Source organism: Aeromonas sp. ASNIH4, from assembly GCF_002934425.1.
Taxonomy (GTDB): Bacteria; Pseudomonadota; Gammaproteobacteria; order Enterobacterales; family Aeromonadaceae; genus Aeromonas; species Aeromonas hydrophila.
The window spans coordinates 1,782,333-1,802,487 of record NZ_CP026217.1; the positions used below are offsets into that span (position 1 = coordinate 1,782,333).

Below are 20,155 nucleotides of genomic sequence, written 5' to 3' on the forward strand. Positions count from 1 at the left end.
TTTGAAAGCGCCATCTGGCGTCAGCACAGTCTGGCTGGCGCCGCTGTTCGATCAGGTGGCTCGCGCGCCCTGCAACAACTCTGGTTTGGGGGTGAACAATGCTGAGCTTCGACCAGGTGACCATAGAAGCGGCCCACTACTCCTGGCTGGGGCGGCGCAGCTGGCAGCCTTTGCTGACCGACATCAGCCTGCAACTGGCGCCGGGGGAGATCGTCGCGCTGGTGGGGGGGAGCGGCGAGGGCAAGAGCCTGCTGCTGCAAAGCGCCCTGACATTGCTGCCGGACAACCTGCGCATGCGCGGCACTATCTCCCTCGATGGCGTGCCCCTGTGCGACGCCAGCCGGGCCGGACTGCGCGGCCACACCCTCTGCTATGTGCCGCAGGGGGTGAGCGCCCTCAATCCGTTGCTGACGGTGGAGCGCCAGCTGGGCAGGGCGGCGCGCCTTTGCGGTCAAAGTGGTTCCCGCGAGCGGCTCGGCGAGCAGCTGCTGCGCTACCAGCTGCCCGCCACCACCCTGGACAGCTATCCGCGCCAGCTCTCCGGCGGCATGGCCAAGCGCATTCTGGCCTGCACTGCGGCGCTCGGCGGTGCCCGCTACATTCTGGCAGACGAGATCACCGCCTGGCTCGACGAGGGGCTGGCCTGTCTGCTGCTCGGCCAGTTGCGTGAATTGGCCAATCAGGGCAGCGGTATCCTCTGGGTGACCCACGATCTGGCGCTGGCGGCCCGCTTTGCCGATCGCATCGTCGCGCTGCATCAGGGGCAGGTGAGCGACACCTTGAGTTGCCACCACTTGCGCCAGGGACAGGGGAGCGAGATGCTCAGAGCCCACTGGCAGGCGCTGCCGGAGTTCAATGCACTCTTCTCTGTGCCGGAGGTTTCCTGATGTTGGAACTACGAAATCTCACCATCGCCCAGGGGGAACGCCCCCTCTGGCAGGGGTTGTCGCTGACGGTGAAAGCGGGGGCGCGGCTTGGCATCTCCGCGCCGAGCGGTCATGGCAAGACCACCCTGGGGCGGGTATTGGCGAGTTGGCAATCGGTTGGGGCTGGCGGGCAGATCCTGCTGGATGGGCTGCCTGTGCCTGAACAGGTAAAAGGCTATAACCCTATCCAGCTGGTGCCCCAGCACCCGGAACTCACCTTCAATCCCTATCGCACTACCGGCCAAGCGCTGTGGGATGTATGGCGCCCCGATGACACCGTGCTGGCCCGTTTTATGGTCAAGCCTGCGTGGCTTGGTCGTAAACCCGGCCAGCTTTCCGGCGGCGAGCTGGCCCGCATCGCGCTGCTGCGCGCCCTCGATCCTCGCACCCGTCTGCTGATTGCCGATGAGGTGACCGCCCAGCTGGACCCGCAAATTCAGCGCCAGCTCTGGCTGGAGTTGATGGTTGAATGCGAGCAGCGCGGGCTCGCCATGCTTGTCTTCAGTCACCAGCAGGCGCTGCTGCGCCAGATATGCCATCGGGTGCTGCGCTTTGGTGAAGTGCCTGCGGAGCAGGAGGCGATGGCCCGTAGCGTGGCCTGAGGATTGGCTTCCCCCTCATCCCCAGCCCTTCTCCCGCAAGGGGAGAAGGGAGCAATATGCGATTCGCCAGCAAGATGTACCTAGGCGTATCTGGATACTGGCATAGCATTATCGGTGTTCACTCATCGGTTCCCTCTCCCTGGGGAGAGGGTTAGGGTGAGGGGGGCGAGTATGAAACGCTGGCTATTCGGTATAGAGAGAGCGCCTGACAAGGTTCGCAGATAACAGATAGAAGAGAGGGAGGCATCAGCCTCCCTCTCTTGCTATCCGCCGTTGGTAACGGCATTTAACCGGTTCTGGTTCAGGCTGTAGCCAGCCAGTTGAGCCAGGCATCCATCCCTTCGCCCGCGGTGGCGCTGACCTGGATCACCTGGATATAGGGGTTGACCCGTTTGGCGTTCTCGATGCAGCGGGCCACGTCAAAGCTGACATAGGGCAGCAGATCGATCTTGTTGATCACCATCAGCTGGGCGGCGGCGAACATGTCCGGGTATTTCAGCGGCTTCTCTTCCCCCTCGGTGACGGAGAGGATCGCCACCTTGTACTTCTCGCCGAGATCGAAGCTGGCGGGGCAGACCAGATTGCCGACGTTCTCGATAAAGAGAATGCCCCCTTCATTGGCAGGCAGCTGGTGGCAGGCGTCGTGGACCATTTTGGCGTCCAGATGACAGCCCTTGCCGGTGTTGATCTGCACCGCAGGGACGCCGGTGGCGCGAATGCGATCCGCATCGGCGCTGGTCTGCTGATCCCCTTCGATTACCGCGCAAGGCCGCTTGTCGGCCAGCTGGCGCAGGGTTTCGCACAGCAGGGTGGTTTTGCCTGAACCCGGGCTAGAGACCAGGTTGAGTACCAGCTGGGCCGCCTCATCGAAGTGTTCGCGGTTGTGGGCGGCCAGCGCGTTGTTCTTGGCCAGTACGTCCATCTCGATGGCGATCAGCTGGCGCTGCCCCATGCCGGGGACCGACAATCCCGCTTCCCCTTTGCCGTAGTGCAGATCAGCCTGCTGATGGTCATGGTCATGGTCATGGTCATGGTCATGGTCATGGTCATGGTCATGGTCATGGCTGTGGGGGTGATCATGGGGATGTGCGTGGGAATGGCCGTGGTCATGATAGTGGGCATGTTCATGATGATGGTCGTGGGGGTGATCATGGTGGTGTTCATGCGTCTGATCATGACCCTCATGGCTCATCGGAGCCCGTACCCCGTGGTAGTGGTGATGGACATCCCCCTGATGGTGATAGTGGTGGTGAATGATCAGGGTGCGCGGCGCACTCTGCTCGTGGTCATGATGGTGATGGGCGTCATGAGCATGATGATGGTCGTGCTCATGACCATGTTCATGGTGATGCTCATGCTCGTGATGATGCTCATGATCGTGCTCATGGCCGGCGATCCGCGCCTGACCGCATCCGCATACGCTACACATATCAACTTACCTCGATGTCGGTGATGCGCAGGCTATCGCCCTGCGCGACTCGTAATTTGTATCCGCCACACTCGGGACAGGCTTGCCCGCGTTCGGTGAGGGTGACCGTCTGGTTGCAGTCGTAACACCAGGCCTCTGCCGCCTGGTGCTGAAAGTGCAGCTGGGCTCCTTCGACGGCGGTGCCCTTGGCGGCCGCCTCGAAACAGAAGGCAATGGTGTCCGGGTCGACGCAGGAGAAGCTGCCGACCTCGAGCCAGAGGGCGGTCACCTTGGTAAAGCCCCGCTGGGTGGCCTGCTCGGCCGCCAGATCGATGGCGGCCATGGCCAGAGACATTTCGTGCATGGTGGCTCCTTAACCGATAGGAGGAGGAGCAGTGACTCCTCCCTGTAATTGACCGAACGGCATGGCCGCTCAACAGATCCGCGGTAGCAATTCCCCTTGCGGCAGCTCCAGATAACGGCGGCTGCCCCAGGGGTTGTTCAGGATCACCTTGTGGCGCTCGCTCGCCTGCACCACGCCGATCTGGCTGGCTGAGGGGTTGAACTGCCGCAAGATGCCCAGCGCGTCCTGCGCCTGTTCAGCAGGCAGGGCCAGTACCATGGTTCCCTCGTTGGCGAGATCATGGGGCTCGAAACCGTAGAGCTCGCACAGGCCGCGCACCGGATCGCACACCGGAATGGCGGACTCCTCCAGCTCGATGGCAACGCCGGAGGCGCTGCTCCACTCGTTGAGCACTGCCGCGAGGCCACCGCGGGTGGCATCGCGCAGGGCGTGAGGGGTAATCCCCGCTTTTAGCAGCGCTTCTACTTGTGGCCAGAGGGTGGTGCAGTCGCTCTTGAGATCGGAGCCCAGTTGCAGGGCGTCACGGGCCATCAGGATGCAGGCGCCGTGGCTGCCGATATCCCGCGACACCAGGATGGCGTCACCGGCCTTGAGGCTCCGTACCGAGATGCCTCGGCTCTGTTCGGGCAGCGGGAAGGTGCCGACCCCGCTGGTGTTGATAAAGATCTTGTCGGCTGCCCCCTTGGGCACCACCTTGGTGTCGCCGCAGACGATGCGGGCACCGCTCTTGGCAAGCTCAGTGGCCATCGACTCGACGATGCGGGCCAGATCGGCGTAGGGGAAACCCTCCTCGATGATAAAGCTGGCGCTCAGATACTCTGGTTTGGCACCCATCATGGCGAGATCATTGACCGTGCCGGCAATGGCCAGCTTGCCGATATCCCCCCCCTCGAAGAAGAGCGGCGAGACGGTAAAGCTGTCGGTGGTGAAGGCGACGGGGCCGCTCACCGGCAATAGGGCGGCATCCTCACCGCGCAGCAGGATCTCGTTGCCAAAGTGGCGAAAGAAGAGCTGGTTGATCAGCTGATTCATTTCCACACCGCCGCCGCCGTGGCTAAGTTGGATTTCTCTCATCGTTCCTGGATCCCCATATATCGGTAGTAGGCATTGCAGGCCCCTTCGGAGCTGACCATGCAGCTGCCCATGGGCTGGGTCGGGGTGCAGCCCCGGCCAAAGACTTTGCACTGGTTCGGTTTGGCCAGGCCGCGCAGAATATCGGCGCACTGGCACGCCTTGTGGTCATCAATGGGAGTCTGATCAAGCTGGAAGTGGCGCTCCGCATCGCGTTTGGCAAACGCATCGCGCAGGCGCAGGGCGGAGGCGTTGATATCCCCGAGACCTCGCCAGCGAAAGTGCTCGCGGGTCTCGAAAAAGCGCTCGACCAGCCGCTGTGCGGCTTTATTGCCACTGGCGGTAACGGCGCGGCTGTACTGCACCTCCAGCGCGTAGCGACCCTCCACCTTCTGGCGCACCATCATCAAGAGCGCCTCCATCACGTCCACCGGCTCGAAGCCACTCACCACCACCGGCACCTGATAGCGATCGACGATGGGCAGGTAGATATCGGCGCCGGTGATGACGCTGACGTGGGAGGGGCCGATAAAGGCGTTCACCTTGGCCACCCCGTCGGCCATCACGGCGTGGATGGCGGGCGGTACCAGCACATGGTTGATATGAAACAGCAGGTTCTCAATCCCCTCAGCTTCAGCGGCAGCCAGCAAGGCGGCGGTCATGGGGGTAGAGGTCTCGAAACCGATGGCGAAGAAGACCACGGTTTTCTCCGGGTTCTCCTTGGCGATGCGCAGCGCATCGAGGGGGTCATAGACCGGGCGAATATCGCTCCCCTTGGCCCGCTGCTGGGCCAGCGTGCCTTTGGAGCCCGGCACCCGGATCATGTCACCCAGGGTGACCAGAATGACGCTGGGCTGGCTCGCCAGCTCGATGGCCTGATCGATGCGCTCTTTGGGCATGATGCAGACCGGGCAGCCGGGGCCGTGAACGAACTCGATGCTGGCCGGCAGCAGCTGGTGCAGGCCGTACTTCATGATGGTGTGGGTATGGCCGCCACACACCTCCATCACCCGCAGCGGTTCGGGCAGATCTTTGGCCAGTTCGGTGATCTGGGCTGCGAGGGCGCGGATCACCTCAGGCTGGCGAAAGCCCTGAAAGAGATCATTCAAGGTCAGCATGGCAAGATATCCTGGTTGGGCATCAGGGCCACCATCTGGCGGAAGCTCTCGAGGCTGGCCTGCGCCTCCTCTTCGTCAATCTTGCTCATCACAAAGCCGATATGGAGCAGCACATAGTCGCCCACCTGGAGGGGCTCTTCGAGCAGCATGCAGCTGACGCGTCGCTGCACCCCCAGGGTGTCGACGGTGACGCAGTTATCTTCGGGGTGCAGCTGCACCACCTGAGAGGGAATGGATAGACACATGGATTTCAGGACTCCGACAAGGTGGCACAACCGGTTGTGACAGGCTGATGCGTGGCAAGATGGTGGATGGCAAACCAGAGCTGACCGGCGGCGATGCCACCGTCATTGAGCGGCAGGGTTTCGCTGGTTAATACCTGCCGGCCGGCGGCTTCGAGAGCGGGCACCAGCTGGTCCATCAGCACCCGGTTTTGAAAGACGCCGCCCCCGAGCGCCACCGGATAGCCGGGGAAACTCTCGGCCAGGGCGATGACCAAAGCGCTGATGGCGCGGATAAAACCGGCGGCCAGGCTAGCGGTGGAGGTGCCTTGGCGCCGCTCGCTGACAAGGGTATTGATGAGCTCTGCCCACTCGATATGCAGTGACCCCTCTGATGATTGGCTGAGATCAAAGGCGAGGGGGAAGGGCTGTTCATCGGGGGCCAGCTGCAAGGCGGCCGCCTCCAGCAGGAGCCCCGTTTCACCCTCGTAATCGGGGGTATCGATAACCCCCAGTAGTGCCGCCACCGCATCGAACAGCCGACCGATGGAGCTGGTGTAGGGGGCGTTGCGACCGAGATGCCAGAGCTGGTGCAGGTTGCGGATCCGCTTAAGGGGCAGTTGCTTGATCAACGGAATATCGAGGGCACTGATCTGCTCAGGGCTGTGCGATTCAAACAGCAGCCCCAGCAGCTGACGTACCGGCTCGCGGATGGCCGCTTCGCCGCCGATCAGCTTGAAGGGGGCAAGGTGGGCAACACGCTCGAAGCCCTTCACATCGGCCAGCAGCAGCTCGCCGCCCCAGAGGGTGCCGTCATTGCCAAGGCCGGTGCCATCGAAGGCAACCCCCAGCACCGGGCCCGTGATGTCGTGCTCGGCCATCACCCCCAGCAGGTGGGCGTGATGGTGCTGCACCTCGAGGTGGGTCGCACCCTGATCGCGGCAATAGCCTTTGGCCCACTGGTGGCTGAGGTAGCCGGGATGGCAGTCCGAGACCAGCAGCTCGGGCTTGAGATCGTAGAGATCGCGAAAGGTGGCCAGGGTCTGCTCGAAGTGGCTCTGCATCGGCAGGCTGTGCAGATCGCCGATATAGGGGCTGTAGATGCGCTGGCGGCCGAAGGCGAGCGCCAGCTGGTTCTTCTGCTGGGCTCCGACCGCCAGCAGCGGCACCTTGACCGCCTCTTGCAGGCTGGGGGTGCAGGGGGCATAGCCCCGGGCTAGCCGCAACGTCTGGTGTCGCCCACCGGCCCACTGCACCAGACTGTCGTCGCAGGGGTGCAGGATGGGGCGGTTGTGATCCAGGATGCCGTCAATCTCGCCCCCGAGTTCCCTGACCACAGCCTCGTACTCGATAAGGATCGGGCTGCCGCGACCATTGGCACTGGTGGCCACCAGCGGCATGGCGCAGGCATCCAGCAACAACTGGTGCAGCGGGGTATAGGGGAGCATGACGCCGAGGTAGGGGATGCCGGGTGCGATCCCCTCGGCCAGCGGGGCCGCTGGTTGTTGCGATTCTGAGAGCCGATCATCGTTTTTGCGCTTGCGCAGCAAGGTGATGGGTCTGGCCTGAGAGGCGAGCAGTTGCCACTCTTCTTCGCTGCCGGTGACATGCAGTTTGGCCTCGGCAAGGGAGCCCATCATCACCGCCAGCGGCTTGCGCGCGCGCCGTTTGAGCGTTCGCAATCTGGCGACACTCTGTTCATTGCGGGCATCGCATATCAGGTGATAACCCCCCATCCCCTTGACCGCAATCAGGGCTCCCGCTTGCAGGGCGCGGGCGGCTTCGAGCAGGGCATCCTCGCGCTCGGCCAGCGCATCGCCGCGGCCGGAGCGCCAACTGAGATGGGGCCCGCACTCGGGGCAGCTCACCGGCTGGGCGTGGTAGCGTCTGTCCAGCGGGTTTTCATAGGCCGCTGCGCAGCGCGGGCACATGGCAAAGCCCGCCATGGCGGTATGGGGGCGGTCGTAGGGAAGGCGGCGGATGATGGTGTAGCGCGGGCCGCAGTGGGTGCAGTTGGTAAAAGGGTAGCGGTGGTGGCGATCCGCCGGATTGGCCACATCCGTGGCGCACGCCTCGCACATCCCCTGATCCGGCGAGATGGCGACCGTGGCAGCGCTCTGCTGCTGGCTGGCTTTAATTCGAAACTGGCCATGAAATTGGCCATCGAAGTCGGGATCATGAGCGAGGGGCAGTTCCCGCTCGCTGAAGTGATCGATACGGCTTAAGGGCGGCGCCAGTTCCCGCAGTTCGCGGGCAAAGCTGGCGAGCTGCTCGGGGGAACCTTCGGCGCCTATGGTGACGCCGTTGGCATCGTTCAAGACATAACCGGCAAGGCCGTGGTGCAGTGCCAGTCCATAGACGAAGGGGCGAAAGCCGACCCCCTGTACGATGCCGTCGATATGAAATTCGCGGCGCAGCCGGCTGGCCACAGGATTGGAAGAGCCAGAGGAGGCTATGGTGGCGCTCATGCTGGCTCCATCTCATCTTGAGTCTGCGGCAAACGCAGCACCCGGCGCTCGTTCTCCTCGCGTCGCACCCAGCCATCCATCTCCATGCGCAGGCAGAACGGAATGGCGTATTTGCGCGACAAACCGGTGATCTCCTTGAAGGATGCCATGTCGATCAGATCTCCTACCTGCTGGCCCGCCAGCACGGCGGCGACCATCTGGTTGTAAAGGGCGGCGTCGTAGTAGATGGGGCCGTCGAGCTGCACCAGATACTTGAGTCGCGCCAGGTTACGCAGCTGCTTTTGCAACGCGCCTTTTTGTAGCAGGCCCTGCTGCAGAACTGCGGGCAGCTTGCGGGTGATAAAGGGATCCAGCTCCACGCCGCCGGGGCCCAGTTTACCGGGCTCGTAACCCTCCTTGCCTTGATCTCGCACCACCTTGAGCACCAGCTGCGCCTCTTCCCCCAGATCATCTTCCGACTCGCCGCTGCCCGGCTGCCACTTGTCATGGTGCAGGCGAACAAGTTGCTCACTTTTGAGCTGCTGGAGCAGGGCCTGAATGACCGGCAGGGCGATGCCGAAGCGGGTCGTGAGCTCCGCAGCACTGAGCGGTTCGCTGGCCAGGGTGGCGAGCAGCTGGTCGCGGCTCTGGGTGAGCCAGCAGCTATCCAGCAGCCACTCACCGAGGGGGGTAACCTGCTCGGGCCGCTGGTCAAAGCGGCTGGCCAGCACATAGCCGTTGAGCCCCAGTTGCAGGGTGGCCGGGTTGTATCGCTCCAAGCCATCCGGCAGCTCGCCCAGCAGGGCGTGCAGCGTCTTGCGTCTGGCGGGATGGATATCGCCGCACCAGACGATGCGGGCGCCGTGCAGCAGTTCGCTGCTGCCGTGGCGAATGATGGCGAGCGGCTGGCCAAAGAAGCAGGGGATGGGGCTGGTAAAGATCAGCCGTGCCAGCCGGGTGTCCTTGATGGGCACGAAACGGGCTCGGCCATGCCAGCTGCCGAGGGCCACCTCCACCTCCTGCGTGCGTAGCGCCTTGCCGCTCAGGCTCTCGGCGTTGAGTCGCACGATAAGGTGGGTTGCCACCTCGCACTGGCCAGTTGCGCTGGTCAGGCAGTGACCGCGGGCCACCTCCTTGTGGGGCACTTTTTTCAATCCCACCGCCACCCGGCAGACGGCGCCGATCTCGTCGACGCTCTGGTGATAGGCCTGCAGGGAGCGCACCTGTACTTCCCGATCGGCGGGGTAGAGGCGCAGCTTGTCCCCCACCTTGAGGCTGCCCTGCTGCAGGGTGCCGGTGAGCACGGTGCCGGTGCCATTGGCGGTAAAGACCCTGTCTACATACAGTCGCGGGGCGGCCTGTTCGCGGGGGGCATGATGCTCGGCCATATCCCCCAACTGGCGCACGATGGCGACGTGCAGGGCAGCCATATTGGCGCCGGTTTTGGCGCTGACGCTGACGATGTCGGGCACCATGCCGCTCTCGTCCATCACCCGCTCCAGCAGGCTTTCTTCCAACAGCAAAAGCTCGTCAGGGGAGACCAGATCGCACTTGTTGATGCAGACCAAGAGGCGCGGCACCCCCATCGCCCTGAGCAGGCGCAGGTGATCGCCGGTCATCGGCATCCACCCCTCGTCGGCGGCGATGACCAGCAGCACCAGATCCAGACTCCAGAGCCCCGCCACCATGTTGCGGATATAGCGCTCGTGACCGGGTACGTCGATGACGCCTATGGTGTTGCCCTGACCGTCGTCGAAGTGGGCAAAGCCGAGATCCTGGGTCATGCCGATGGCCTGCTCATGGGCGCGGGCGGTGGTGATGCCGGTGAGGGCCTTGATCAGCAGGGTCTTGCCGTGATCCACGTGGCCGGCAAGACCGATAACGGCGCGATAGGGGGTCATGGGATCAGGGCTCCTCGGTCGCATTTGTTGCATTGAACGGGGTGGGCAGCAGCAACTCCTTGAGTTGGGCGATCAACAGCGCCATCTCCGCCGGCAGCAGGGTGGCCATATTGAGCAGCACCTTCTGCTGGCGCACGGTGGCGATGACCGGCACCGGCAGTTCGCGCAGAGCGTCGAGCAGCTGCTGGGCCGGACGCGGGTCGGTGCACTCCAGCGCAGGCGCCGGATAGAACTCGTCCGGCAAGGTGCCGCCGCCCACCACCAGTTGGGCGGGAACCGGCACAAAGCAGCCGGGAAGGGCGGCCATCAGCTGGTCTGCTCTAGCCTGCATGGCGGCCGGGTTGCTTAAGACTTGCTGGGCGATGCCCTCGCCGACGGGAGATTTGTTGAGCTTGTGGATGAGCAGCCGTTCGAGCAGGGAGTAGACGATGCGGCTCGGGCGGAAGGTGCGCATCATGGGGTGTTTTTCCAGCCGCTTGATAAGGTCGCTGCGGCCGCTGATGATGCCCGATTGCGGGCCCCCCAAGAGCTTGTCGCCTGAGTAGCAGACCAGATCCGCCCCTGCCTTGATGTACTGGCGCACCGAGGTTTCATCCGGAGCAAACTCTTCGCTGGTCAAGCCGGAGCCCTGATCCACCGCCAGCACCACGTGTTCGGGCAGGGCGCGGGCCACCTCGCCGATATCGGGGGTCTCGGTAAAGCCGCGAATGGCGAAATTGGATCTGTGCACCATCAGTACCAGCGCGGTCTGATCGGTGATGGCATCGAGGTAATCTTTGGCGGTAGTGATATTGGTAGTGCCCACCTCCACCAGTTTGGCACCGGAGAGCGCCAGAATATCGGGAATGCGAAAGCCGCCGCCAATCTGGATCTGCTCGCCGCGCGAGACGATCACCTCGCGTCCCTTGGCCACCTCCTGCAGCAGCAAAAAGAGCGAGGCGGCGTTGTTGTTGACCACCAGTGAATCTTCGGCCTGGGTGAGGCAACGGAGCAGGGGGGCGATTAGCCCCTTGCGCCCGCCACGCTTGCCGGTGGCGAGATCCAGCTCCAGATTGTTGTAGCCGGTGTTGAGGTCACGCACCTCATCCCACAGATCGGCACTTAACGGCGAACGCCCCAAATTGGTATGCACCAAGGTGCCGGTAGCGTTGATCACCCGGGTTTGACGCTGGCGCAACTGCTGTTGGCAGCGTTTGGCAATTAGCGCCTCGATCTGCTCGGGGGCAACGCCATGCTGGCGAAAATCTTCGCTCTGGCGCAGCTCGCTCAGGGTGTCGCGCACCGCCTGAGTCACCAGCGGGCGGCTCAGCGCCTCGATAAAACCGGCGAGAAAGGGTTGCTGCAGCAGTTGCTCCACTTGCGGCAAACGGCGCGTTTGTTGCTGGCTGGGCTGTTGCTGTGAATCTGGCAGTGAATCGTCGGCAGCCGTACCTGATGCAGGCTGGCGGTGGGGGATGGCTGACGCGTGAGACGAGTTCGGCATGGGATTACCAGTGCAGTGCGTGGGTTCGGGATGCGCACCGGTTTGCCGATAGAGAGGCCGAGCTGACGGGTTATGGCACTGCTGGCGATTTGCGGATGAGTGCAAACTGGGTGCATCCATGAGCGGGTATAAATTAATGCTGCATCAATGCTGATAAATTAATTTTTGGCCAGCGAGATAACCTGAGTTCGGATTATATTGGCAAGCGGCAAGCACCTTTTTAAGGTATTACTTCAAACATATTGAACAAATAATGGAAATAACATCCAGGCCGAAAAATTCAGCGAGAGAGTATTTGTTCAATAGATAAATTTGGCGGAAGAGGCAGGAATCGAACCTGCCAAAGCCTTCTCGGCTCACATCGGTTTTGAAGACCGAGGAGGCCACCAGACCCCATCAACTTCCGTAACGGCCGCCATTTTGTGGCAAATTTCTGTGACTGGCAACGCTTTTTTTGTCATAAAAATGCGAGAGTTAGCGATTTTTTGAAAAAATCAAAGAACCTTGTTTTATATCAAGTTCAGCACAATTAGCCCGATGTTTTTAATTTAACATCGGGCCTCGATCACATTGCCATAACCGTTGGTCAATAACGGTCGTTAACAACTCGCTAAATAATCACCGCTTGGCGTTGGCAATATTCCACTGATCCAGTTTATCTATTAACAGACTGGTGTCACTGGCGGCATCAAGATGCTGATAAAGATAATCCATCGCCTCGCTCACCATCTCGGTCATCGGGAAGGAGAACGCCACGATGGCCGGTTGTACCCCGACAAAGATCACCTCTGGGACAAAGGTCTTGAGCTCGTCGATCAGGAAATTGAGCGGCATATTGTGGGTCGAGAAGATAAACATCTCGGCGATGGTCTCGGGGGGGATCACCTGCAGGGTGCCCGCCTTCTCGCCGATCTCGGCGGCATCCACCAGCACCACTCGCTCCGGTTGCAGCTCCCGCACCTTGTAGACCACATTTTCCGGCGCGATGCCGCCGTCGATATGGATCCAGCCGGGCATGGGGGCGGCCTGCAGCTTGTCGGCGAGATAGGGGCCGGCACCGTCGTCCCCCATCATGGCATTGCCCACGGTCAACACGAGATTGCAGCCCATCAGCGGCTCCTTACCATCAGGTACATATGGGGGTCGTTAAAGAGGGCGGTGAGCTGATCCATAAAGGTATTGGTCCAGCCCAGCTCCTGCTCATCGAGCAGATTGTCGGCTTTGCGCAGTCGGTCGAAGGCGCAGGCCAGCATATGGCAGTGCTCGCGATAGATGGTGATCTCGCCAAAGGTGAGAAACCCCTCCATCTTGCGGCGCGCCTCGCTCCCCTCTGGCAGCTTGGCTACCCAGTCGCGATAACCGGTCAGCGAGCAGACTAGGTCTGCTCGCAGGCAATCGACGATGCCGAGGTGATGGCCGATGGCGAGGCTGTAGTACATCACCTCCTTGGCCTCTTTCGGCACGTCGAACTGCTCGTCGACGAACTTGCGCGAGAGGCGATAGAAGAAAACCTCGTCAGCCATGCACCGCCTCTCCCTTGCCGGCCGCCCGGCTGAGGCAGGCGTTTGCGAGGTTGTTGACGATCTCCGCCAGACGCGGATCGTCGTGCTGATCGAGGTAGCTCTGGATGCGCAGATCCACATCCTGCTGGGTTGCCCCTTCGAGCAGGGCCATGAACTCGTCGGCGATGATCCGCCCCTGACGGTAACCGGCCATGCGGCGCGCTTCGCGCTCGATCATTACCCGGATTTCGTTGGGGATGCCGGTGAGGCGCAGCTCGACCCGCTCACCCGGTTGCACCTCGTGGCTGGTGGCTTTGAGTTTCTGCTCAAGCAGACCGAGCGCCACGGCAAAGCCATAAATGGTAGCCGCCGGTGTCGGAGGGCAGCCCGGGATATAGACATCCACCGGCACGATCTTGTCGGTGCCGCCCCAGACGCAGTAGAGGTCGTGGAAGATGCCACCGTCACAGCCGCAGGCGCCGTAGGCGATGCAGATCTTGGGATCGGGCGCCGCCTCGTAGGCACGCAGGGCCGGCACCCGCATCGCCCGGGTCACCGCGCCGGTAAAGAGCAGGATGTCGGCGTGGCGGGGGGAGGCGACCACCTTGATGCCGAAACGCTCGGCATCGAACAGCGGGGTGATGGTGGCGAAGATCTCGATTTCGCAGGCGTTGCAGCCGCCGCAATCGACCCGGTAGACATAGGCCGAGCGGCGAATGTCCTTGAGCAGGGTCTTCTTGAGTTTGGTGATCTCGGGATCCTGTGCCAGCGGCACGGCGCGGGTATGGGCATGGCCGACAACCGGTTCTATGCCTTTGATCTTGCTCATCACATCCACTCCTTTTGTGCGGCCATCGGTGTGGCTATCGGTGTGATCAGGGCCGAGTCAGGCTGGCTCAGCATGCTCTGTTTTCGTTTGCAGTCGGGGCAGTGGTGCAGTCGCTCCGGGGTGGCCAGCGGCGTGCCCGCCTGCTTGAGGGTGTCCTCCACCAGTGCTACCAGTTTGCTCGGGGCAAAGTAGGTGCCGCACAGGGTGCAGGGGGCCAGCGCGAAGCGGGCCTCCTCATAGAGATCCGCCTTGTTGGTCACCGCCAGCTCGAACTCGGGGGAGAGGGCGATGGCGCGGGTCGGGCAGACCTCTTCGCAGCGGCCGCAGAAGATGCAGCGCGCCATGGAGATCTCCCAGCGCCGCTCGCCGGTCTCCATGTCCACTTCCATCACCAGCGCGTTGGCCGGGCAGGCCTTGGTGCAGGCGGCGCAGGCGATGCACTGATCCGCCTGATATTTGGGTTTGCCGCGAAAATCCCGGTTCACCTCATAAGGGGCGAAGGGGTACTTGGCGGTCGGGGTGCCAGCCTTGAGGATGGTCTTGAACAGCTTGATCATGATGACCCCTTATTTCAGCGGAGAGTTTTTGCGATCGATGCCGTAGCGCTCGATCTCCTTGTAGGAGACCACGGTGGATTTGCCCTTCTTGGGGTCGACCAGAGTGACCCGGTCGGTACAGGAGTAGCAGGGATCCAGACTGCCGATGATGAGCGGCGCATCCGCCACGGTATTGCCGCGCAGCATGTAGCGCAGAGCAGGCCAGTTGGCGTAGGTGGCGGCGCGGCAGCGCCAGCGGAACAGCTTCTGGTTATCCCCGGTCATGCTCCAGTGGACGTTCTCGCCACGGGGCGCTTCGGTAAAGCCCAGCGCAAACTTGCCCGGCTGGTAGGTGAAGCCTTCGGTCAAAAGCGGCCCCTGTGGCAGGTGCTCCAGACCGAACTCAATCATGTCGAGGGAGTCGTAGAGCTCGTGGATCCGCACCAGCACCCGGGATTGCACATCGCAGCCCGCCTTGGTCTGGATCTCCATCGGCAGCTCGCGGTAGCCGGCAAAGTCGTGGACCCGGCGCACGTCGCGCTTGAAGCCGCTCGCCCGTACCATGGGGCCGACGCAGCTGAAATCGCGGGCAATTTGCGGGTCGAGCTTGCCGATGCCGATGAGGCGGGAAGAGATGTTGGCGGTATCCAGCAGCATGGCCACCAAGGGTTTGAGCTCATCACGCAGCTCGCGTACCAGCTGGGCCCCCTTGATGCGATCCTCCTTGAAGATGTCGCGGCGCACCCCGCCAATCAGGTTGAGGCCGTAGGTTTTGCGGGCGCCGGTCAGCAGCTCGGCCAGGGTCATGGACTTCTCCCGCACCCGGAAGAACTGCATGAAGCCGGTGTCGAAACCGGTGAAGTGGCTCGACAGGCCGATGTTGAGGATATGGCTGTGCAGGCGCTCCACCTCCAGCAGCACGGCGCGGATCATCTTGGCCCGCTCGGGTACCACAATACCCATGGCGTTCTCCACCGAGGTGGTGTAGGCGACGCTGTGGGTAAAACCGCAGATGCCGCAGACCCGGTCGGTCAGAAACGCCACTTCGTTGTAGCCCATGCGGGTTTCCGCCAGCTTCTCCATGCCGCGATGGACATAGAAGAGGCGGTAGTCGGCATCGATGATGTCTTCACCATCGACGAACAGACGAAAGTGGCCCGGTTCATCCGAGGTGATGTGCAGCGGGCCGACCGGCACGATGCGGTTGGCATCATTGCCGAGCTCGTTGACGAAGGGGTAGGTCTCGGTGTCAGTGGTGGGCATCGGGCGCTGGCGATAATCCATGGCGTCCTTGCGCAGGGGGTGGATATCCTCCGGCCAGTCGTCCGGCAACACCAGACGGCGTTCGTCCGGCAGACCGATGGCGCGCAGGCCGTACATGTCGCGGATCTCCCGCTCGCCCCACACCGCCGCCGGAATGGTCGGGGTGATGGAGGGGTACTCCTGGGTATCGGCATCCACCAGCACCTTGACGGTGATCCAGCACTTGGTGTCGCCCTCCATGGAGAAGACGTGGTAGACCGCGAAGTGGCCGTTGAGGCTGCGCTCGTCATTGGCAAAGGAGAGCGGAAGCCAGCCCCCCAGCTGATGGAAGATCAGGCTGGCGGTCTCGACCAGACTGGTGGGCTTGACGGTGATGGTGGCCTGATCGGCGGTTTGCCACTCCTCGTCGACGATGGCGTGGGGCAGTTGTGCTCGCACCTGCTGGATGTAGTCGCAGCCGATGCGATCCGAAATGGCGATGGTCATGCAGTTCTCACTTTAAATTCACAAAAGGTGAAATCGAAAAAAATGGCTGTGATGGCGGGCATGGCTTATATCCCGACCAGATAGGCGAGCAGCGCCAGCAGGGCCAGCCCCAAGCCGTAGCGGGTGAGCTTGTGGGTGCGCACGAACTGGGTACGGGCCATGGCGTTTTCGATGATGCCAGCCAGCAAAAAGGCCACCAGCAGCTTGCAGGCGAGGATCAGCGCCGCGCCGATCAGTGCAGGCAGACTCCAGTTGGCCGCCTTGCCGAAGGGCAGGAAAATCACCAGAAAGAGCTGCACCACCACCAGTTGCTTGAGGCCGATGGAGAGCTTGAGCAGGGCCAGGTCCGCACCGGAATACTCGGTGAGCGGCCCCTCCTGCAACTCCTGCTCGGCCTCGGCGCAGTCAAAGGGCAGCTTGCCCATCTCGACAAACACCGCGAAGGCGCAGGCGGCGCCCGCCAGCAGGGTGGCAACCGGCGCGGCCAGCGGCTGGGTCGCCACATAGCGGCTGATGTTGCCCAGATCCGAGCTGCCCACCATCATCGCCATGATGAAGCAGGCGAGCACCAGAATGGGCTCCACCAGAATGCCCAGCGTCAGCTCGCGGCGGGCACCGATCCCTGCAAACATGCTGCCGCTGTCGAGCCCCGAGAGGGAGAAGAAGAAGAAGCGGAAGATGGCGAACAGATAGATGTCGGTGATGAGATCCCCGGCGATGGGGAAGGGAGACTCGTGAGTCAGGGTCGGCAGCGCCATCCCCACCAGCAACAGAGCGGCAATGAGCAGCGCAGGCATCAGGTTGAAGATGATGCCGGCAGGCTCCGGGGTCACCTCCTGACGGCGCAGGAGCTTGGCGATATCCCGGTAATCCTGCAGCAGGCCCGGCCCCTGACGGGAGTGCATCTTGGCCCGCAGCACCCGGTTGAAACCGGTGGCGAGCGGCGCCAGCGCCAGCATGGCGATGGCCTGGGTCAGGGCGAGGGCGACCATGCCCCAGCTCGGCATTTCAAGAACAGGCATATCAGACTCCTACTGCCATCAGGATAAAGAGCGCCAGCACAAGGCCGTGCAGCAGCCAGCCGGTCGTCCCGCTGGTATCGCTCACCCCGTGCAGGGCGCTGGCCAGATCGAGCTGCGGCTGCTTGCGATAGAGCGGCGCGCAGAGTTGGCGCAAGGTGTGGGTGACACCGCCAGAGGTGAGGCTCATGCGCTCCTCGTAGGCGTAACCGCAAGCCCACGGCGTGCCGGCGTGACGACGACCCAGCTTGGGCCCCTTGAAGATGGCCAGTACCAGCAGCGGGATGAGGAACAGACCCAGCAAGGTGATGGCGATAACGGGCGGGGAGAGGATCGCTTGTGAGCTGTCGAGTGGCAGCAGGGTGGCGCCGGTGGCCACGTTCATTTGGCCGCTTACCAAGGCTTGGCCATAGCTGGCGATATGGGGGGCAATCCAGGGGGCGCCCAGACCCAGCACCAGACAGACTGCGGCCAGCAGCAGGGTGCCTGCCACCATGGCGCCCGGCACTTCGCGGGCGTGGCTCGCCTTCTCGCTGCGCGGGGCGCCGCAGAAGCAGATGCCGTACACCTTGACGAAACACATCACCGCCATGGCGCCGGTCACTGCCAGCATCACTACCGCGAGCGGCGCGACAACGGAGGTGCCGAGTTTGGTCATGGAGAGCAGAGACTGGTAGATAAACCACTCGCTGACAAAGCCGTTGAGCGGCGGCAGCGCCGAGATGGCCATGGCACCGATCAGGAACGCCAGCGCGGTCCAGGGCATCAGCTTGGCCAGGCCCCCCATATTGTCCATGTCGCGGGTGTGCAGGCGGAACATCACAGATCCGGTGCCCATAAAGAGCAGGCTCTTGAAGATGGCGTGGTTGAGCAGGTGATAGAGGGCGCCGAGCAGCCCCAGCACCACCAGCGCCGGCTGCTGGTTGGCGATGCCGATCATGCCGATCCCCATCCCCATCAGGATGATGCCGATGTTCTCTACCGTGTGGTAGGCGAGCAGCCGCTTGAGGTCATGCTCGGCCAGCGCAAACAGCACCCCGAGCACTGCCGAGCAGGCACCGAAGATCAGCACCACATAGCCCCACCAGAGCTGGCTGGCGCCGAGAAAATCGATGCTGACCCGCAAAATACCAAACAGCCCCAGCTTGACCATGACGCCGGACATCAGAGCCGAGATATGGGACGGCGCAACGGGCTCGGCCACCGGCAGCCAGCCGTGCAGCGGCACGAAACCGGCGCGCAGGCCAAAGCCGCAGAAGCTGAGCAGGAAAACCAGAGAGGCCAATCCGCCCGCCAGATGGTGCTCGCGCAGCGCGGCGAACTCCAGCGAGCCGCTTTCGCGGCAGAGCAGCCAGAAGGCGATCAGCACCAGCGCCATGCCGATATGGTTCATCACCAGATAGAGACGGCTCTGTTTGGCGGCTTCCGGGTTGGTCTTGACCAGCCAGTAGGTGGTGAGGGTCACCAGCTCGTAGCAGAGCAAGAAACCGAGCGCGTTGTCGGCCAGTACCATGCCCACCATGGCAAAGAGGAAGAGGTTCATCAGCGCGCCGATGGCCACATCCCCCTTGCCCTGATATTCGCGAATATAGGCAAAGGAGTAGAGGGCGACGGCGACGCCGACGGTGCTGATCACCAGCAGCATCAGCGCGGCAAGCATATCGAGGTGAACCGAACCCAGCAGCCAGAGCTGGCCGTCGACGGGGGCGCCTTGGGCAAAGATCTGGATGGCGGCGATGAGGCCCGTGAGCGAGCCCAGCAGGGCAAGGCCACTGTTGAGGCGGTTGGCCAGTGCGGGCAGCTTTTGCAGCAACAAACCGGCGGCGGCGCCCAGCAAAAAGAGCAGGAGCGTGGCCATAACAAGGGGGGACAACATCAGCATGCTCCCTCTGTGGTGGATAGATCGGATGTAGGGAGCGCCGTGATGGGCGCCGAGAAGGCAGAGGCCCCCTGCGGGTTGGTGTCGGCTGCTTGCTGGCGACGGATACGGGCGGCGCGTTCGGTGTCGCTGTCATTGACCAGCTTCAGCGCCTGGGAGGGGCAGGCATCGACACAGGCCGGGCCTTCGGCACGAAATTCGCACAGGTCGCATTTGACCGCGATGCTGCGCACGCCCGGCTCCCAGCTCAGCAGATCCTCGCCAAAGCAGCGCAGGCCAGCGGAGGTGGAGGGGTTGCTGGAGCGGATGGAGCTGGGAATATAGGTGTCGTAACTGGTGGCCATGGCCACCGGACGGCTGCCGCCGCTCTGGATGGCGCCAAAGGGACAGGCCACGGCGCAGAGGTTGCAGCCGATGCAGAGCGACTCGTTGAGTTGCACGCAATCGCCGGTCTGGCGAATTGCCTCGACCGGGCACACCTTGCTGCAGGGGGCATCGTCACAGTGACGGCACTGAACCGGCATGGTCGCCTGCTCGTGTCGCATAACGGTTAAACGGGGGGCTTGTTGCAAACCTTGCGCCTTGTGTACCTCGCTGCAGGCCGCCATACAGGTGCCACAGCCGATACAAAGCTTGGGGTCAGCGATAACGAAGCGGTTCATAGCCTACCTTGTCGTGTCGCGAACGGAGAAAGTAGGGGCAGGTTGGCAAGATACGGGCCAGCTTGGTTTTGCCTGGCTGGATGAGTGTAAGTGTTTGTTTTTAAATGACGTTAAAAATAGCGCCGACGGGTGTCGAGGCCTTGACCCACTGTCGAAGCGTGACGTTCGTCACTTGTGACGAAGGGTTGGAGAGGGTTCGTCACCTTGGAAAACACAGCATGAGTAGGGTGCAATGAACGAAGTGAATTGCACCGCTATCAAAATATGTTTGTGGTGCACGGCGCTGCGCTTGTTGCACCCTACGGTTGTTGTGAGAGGGGAGATGAGCTGGTTCGATTTGCCGTGGTTTGCCCCTTTCTCCCCTCGGGGGAGAAGGGGGGGGGATGAGGGGGCGGCCATCGGGGTTAACGGTAAAAAAGAGGGAGGCCAATGCCTCCC

Annotated in this window: 19 protein-coding genes and 1 tRNA gene; 3 read left to right on the top strand and 17 right to left on the bottom strand. The window is 62.5% G+C overall.

The window, feature by feature from the left end; genetic code table 11:
* Positions 1-98 precede the first annotated feature (98 nt).
* The gene (locus C2U40_RS08280) at positions 99-887 is read left to right on the top strand and encodes an ATP-binding cassette domain-containing protein (RefSeq protein WP_103827561.1); all 789 of its coding nucleotides are present in this window, start codon (positions 99-101) and stop codon (positions 885-887) included.
* Positions 887-1,528: an ATP-binding cassette domain-containing protein gene (locus C2U40_RS08285; RefSeq protein WP_103827562.1), complete on the top strand. Its 642-nt coding sequence runs from the start codon at positions 887-889 to the stop codon at positions 1,526-1,528. Before C2U40_RS08280 ends, C2U40_RS08285 begins: the two co-directional genes overlap by 1 nt.
* A gap of 301 nt (positions 1,529-1,829) precedes the next feature.
* On the opposite strand, the gene hypB is transcribed toward C2U40_RS08285, so the two are convergent.
* Positions 1,830-2,720: a hydrogenase nickel incorporation protein HypB gene (hypB, locus tag C2U40_RS08290; RefSeq protein WP_233768830.1), complete on the bottom strand. Its 891-nt coding sequence runs from the start codon at positions 2,718-2,720 to the stop codon at positions 1,830-1,832.
* On the opposite strand from hypB, the gene C2U40_RS26720 reads away from it, so the two are divergent.
* Positions 2,607-2,981: a hypothetical protein gene (locus C2U40_RS26720; protein ID WP_233768831.1), complete on the top strand. Its 375-nt coding sequence runs from the start codon at positions 2,607-2,609 to the stop codon at positions 2,979-2,981. The two genes, hypB and C2U40_RS26720, sit on opposite strands and share 114 nt — an antisense overlap.
* Here the strand turns inward: C2U40_RS26720 and hypA are convergent.
* From hypA to C2U40_RS08365, 16 genes are all read right to left on the bottom strand, one after another.
* Entirely contained in the window at positions 2,959-3,300 is a 342-nt protein-coding gene (gene hypA, locus C2U40_RS08295) for a hydrogenase maturation nickel metallochaperone HypA (RefSeq protein WP_024944968.1), read from the bottom strand. The genes C2U40_RS26720 and hypA overlap by 23 nt on opposite strands.
* Positions 3,301-3,369: 69 nt before the next feature.
* The gene (gene hypE / locus C2U40_RS08300) at positions 3,370-4,374 is read right to left on the bottom strand and encodes a hydrogenase expression/formation protein HypE (RefSeq protein WP_103827564.1); all 1,005 of its coding nucleotides are present in this window, start codon (positions 4,372-4,374) and stop codon (positions 3,370-3,372) included.
* Positions 4,371-5,489: a hydrogenase formation protein HypD gene (gene hypD, locus C2U40_RS08305; RefSeq protein ID WP_103827565.1), complete on the bottom strand. Its 1,119-nt coding sequence runs from the start codon at positions 5,487-5,489 to the stop codon at positions 4,371-4,373. The genes hypE and hypD overlap by 4 nt, the downstream gene beginning before the upstream one ends.
* Entirely contained in the window at positions 5,483-5,734 is a 252-nt protein-coding gene (locus C2U40_RS08310) for a HypC/HybG/HupF family hydrogenase formation chaperone (protein ID WP_042061786.1), read from the bottom strand. The genes hypD and C2U40_RS08310 overlap by 7 nt, the downstream gene beginning before the upstream one ends.
* A gap of 5 nt (positions 5,735-5,739) precedes the next feature.
* Positions 5,740-8,178 (bottom strand): carbamoyltransferase HypF, encoded by a 2,439-nt coding sequence (gene hypF, locus C2U40_RS08315; protein ID WP_103827566.1) that lies wholly within the window; start codon positions 8,176-8,178, stop codon positions 5,740-5,742.
* Positions 8,175-10,058, bottom strand: a complete 1,884-nt coding sequence (gene selB, locus C2U40_RS08320; RefSeq protein WP_103827567.1) for a selenocysteine-specific translation elongation factor — start codon at positions 10,056-10,058, stop codon at positions 8,175-8,177. Before selB ends, hypF begins: the two co-directional genes overlap by 4 nt.
* Before the next feature lie 4 nt (positions 10,059-10,062).
* Positions 10,063-11,541, bottom strand: a complete 1,479-nt coding sequence (gene selA, locus C2U40_RS08325) for an L-seryl-tRNA(Sec) selenium transferase (protein WP_181014775.1) — start codon at positions 11,539-11,541, stop codon at positions 10,063-10,065.
* A gap of 313 nt (positions 11,542-11,854) precedes the next feature.
* A tRNA-Sec gene (locus C2U40_RS26025) sits at positions 11,855-11,946 on the bottom strand.
* 213 nt (positions 11,947-12,159) lie between these two features.
* The gene (gene hycI / locus C2U40_RS08330; protein ID WP_103827568.1) at positions 12,160-12,651 is read right to left on the bottom strand and encodes a hydrogenase maturation peptidase HycI; all 492 of its coding nucleotides are present in this window, start codon (positions 12,649-12,651) and stop codon (positions 12,160-12,162) included.
* On the bottom strand, positions 12,651-13,064 hold the full coding sequence (locus tag C2U40_RS08335; RefSeq protein WP_103827569.1) for a formate hydrogenlyase maturation HycH family protein: 414 nt from the start codon (positions 13,062-13,064) through the stop codon (positions 12,651-12,653). The genes hycI and C2U40_RS08335 overlap by 1 nt, the downstream gene beginning before the upstream one ends.
* Positions 13,057-13,872 (bottom strand): NADH-quinone oxidoreductase subunit B family protein, encoded by an 816-nt coding sequence (locus C2U40_RS08340; protein WP_103827570.1) that lies wholly within the window; start codon positions 13,870-13,872, stop codon positions 13,057-13,059. Before C2U40_RS08340 ends, C2U40_RS08335 begins: the two co-directional genes overlap by 8 nt.
* Positions 13,872-14,429, bottom strand: coding sequence for a formate hydrogenlyase complex iron-sulfur subunit (locus C2U40_RS08345; protein ID WP_005345227.1), 558 nt, complete (start codon positions 14,427-14,429; stop codon positions 13,872-13,874). The genes C2U40_RS08340 and C2U40_RS08345 overlap by 1 nt, the downstream gene beginning before the upstream one ends.
* Before the next feature lie 9 nt (positions 14,430-14,438).
* On the bottom strand, positions 14,439-16,157 hold the full coding sequence (locus C2U40_RS08350) for a hydrogenase large subunit (RefSeq protein WP_103827571.1): 1,719 nt from the start codon (positions 16,155-16,157) through the stop codon (positions 14,439-14,441).
* Between the two features lie 65 nt (positions 16,158-16,222).
* The gene (locus C2U40_RS08355) at positions 16,223-17,179 is read right to left on the bottom strand and encodes a respiratory chain complex I subunit 1 family protein (protein WP_103827572.1); all 957 of its coding nucleotides are present in this window, start codon (positions 17,177-17,179) and stop codon (positions 16,223-16,225) included.
* A gap of 1 nt (position 17,180) precedes the next feature.
* Positions 17,181-19,052 (bottom strand): hydrogenase 4 subunit B, encoded by a 1,872-nt coding sequence (gene hyfB / locus C2U40_RS08360; protein WP_103827573.1) that lies wholly within the window; start codon positions 19,050-19,052, stop codon positions 17,181-17,183.
* Entirely contained in the window at positions 19,052-19,717 is a 666-nt protein-coding gene (locus C2U40_RS08365) for a 4Fe-4S dicluster domain-containing protein (protein ID WP_103827574.1), read from the bottom strand. The genes hyfB and C2U40_RS08365 overlap by 1 nt, the downstream gene beginning before the upstream one ends.
* Between the last annotated feature and the right edge of the window lie 438 nt (positions 19,718-20,155).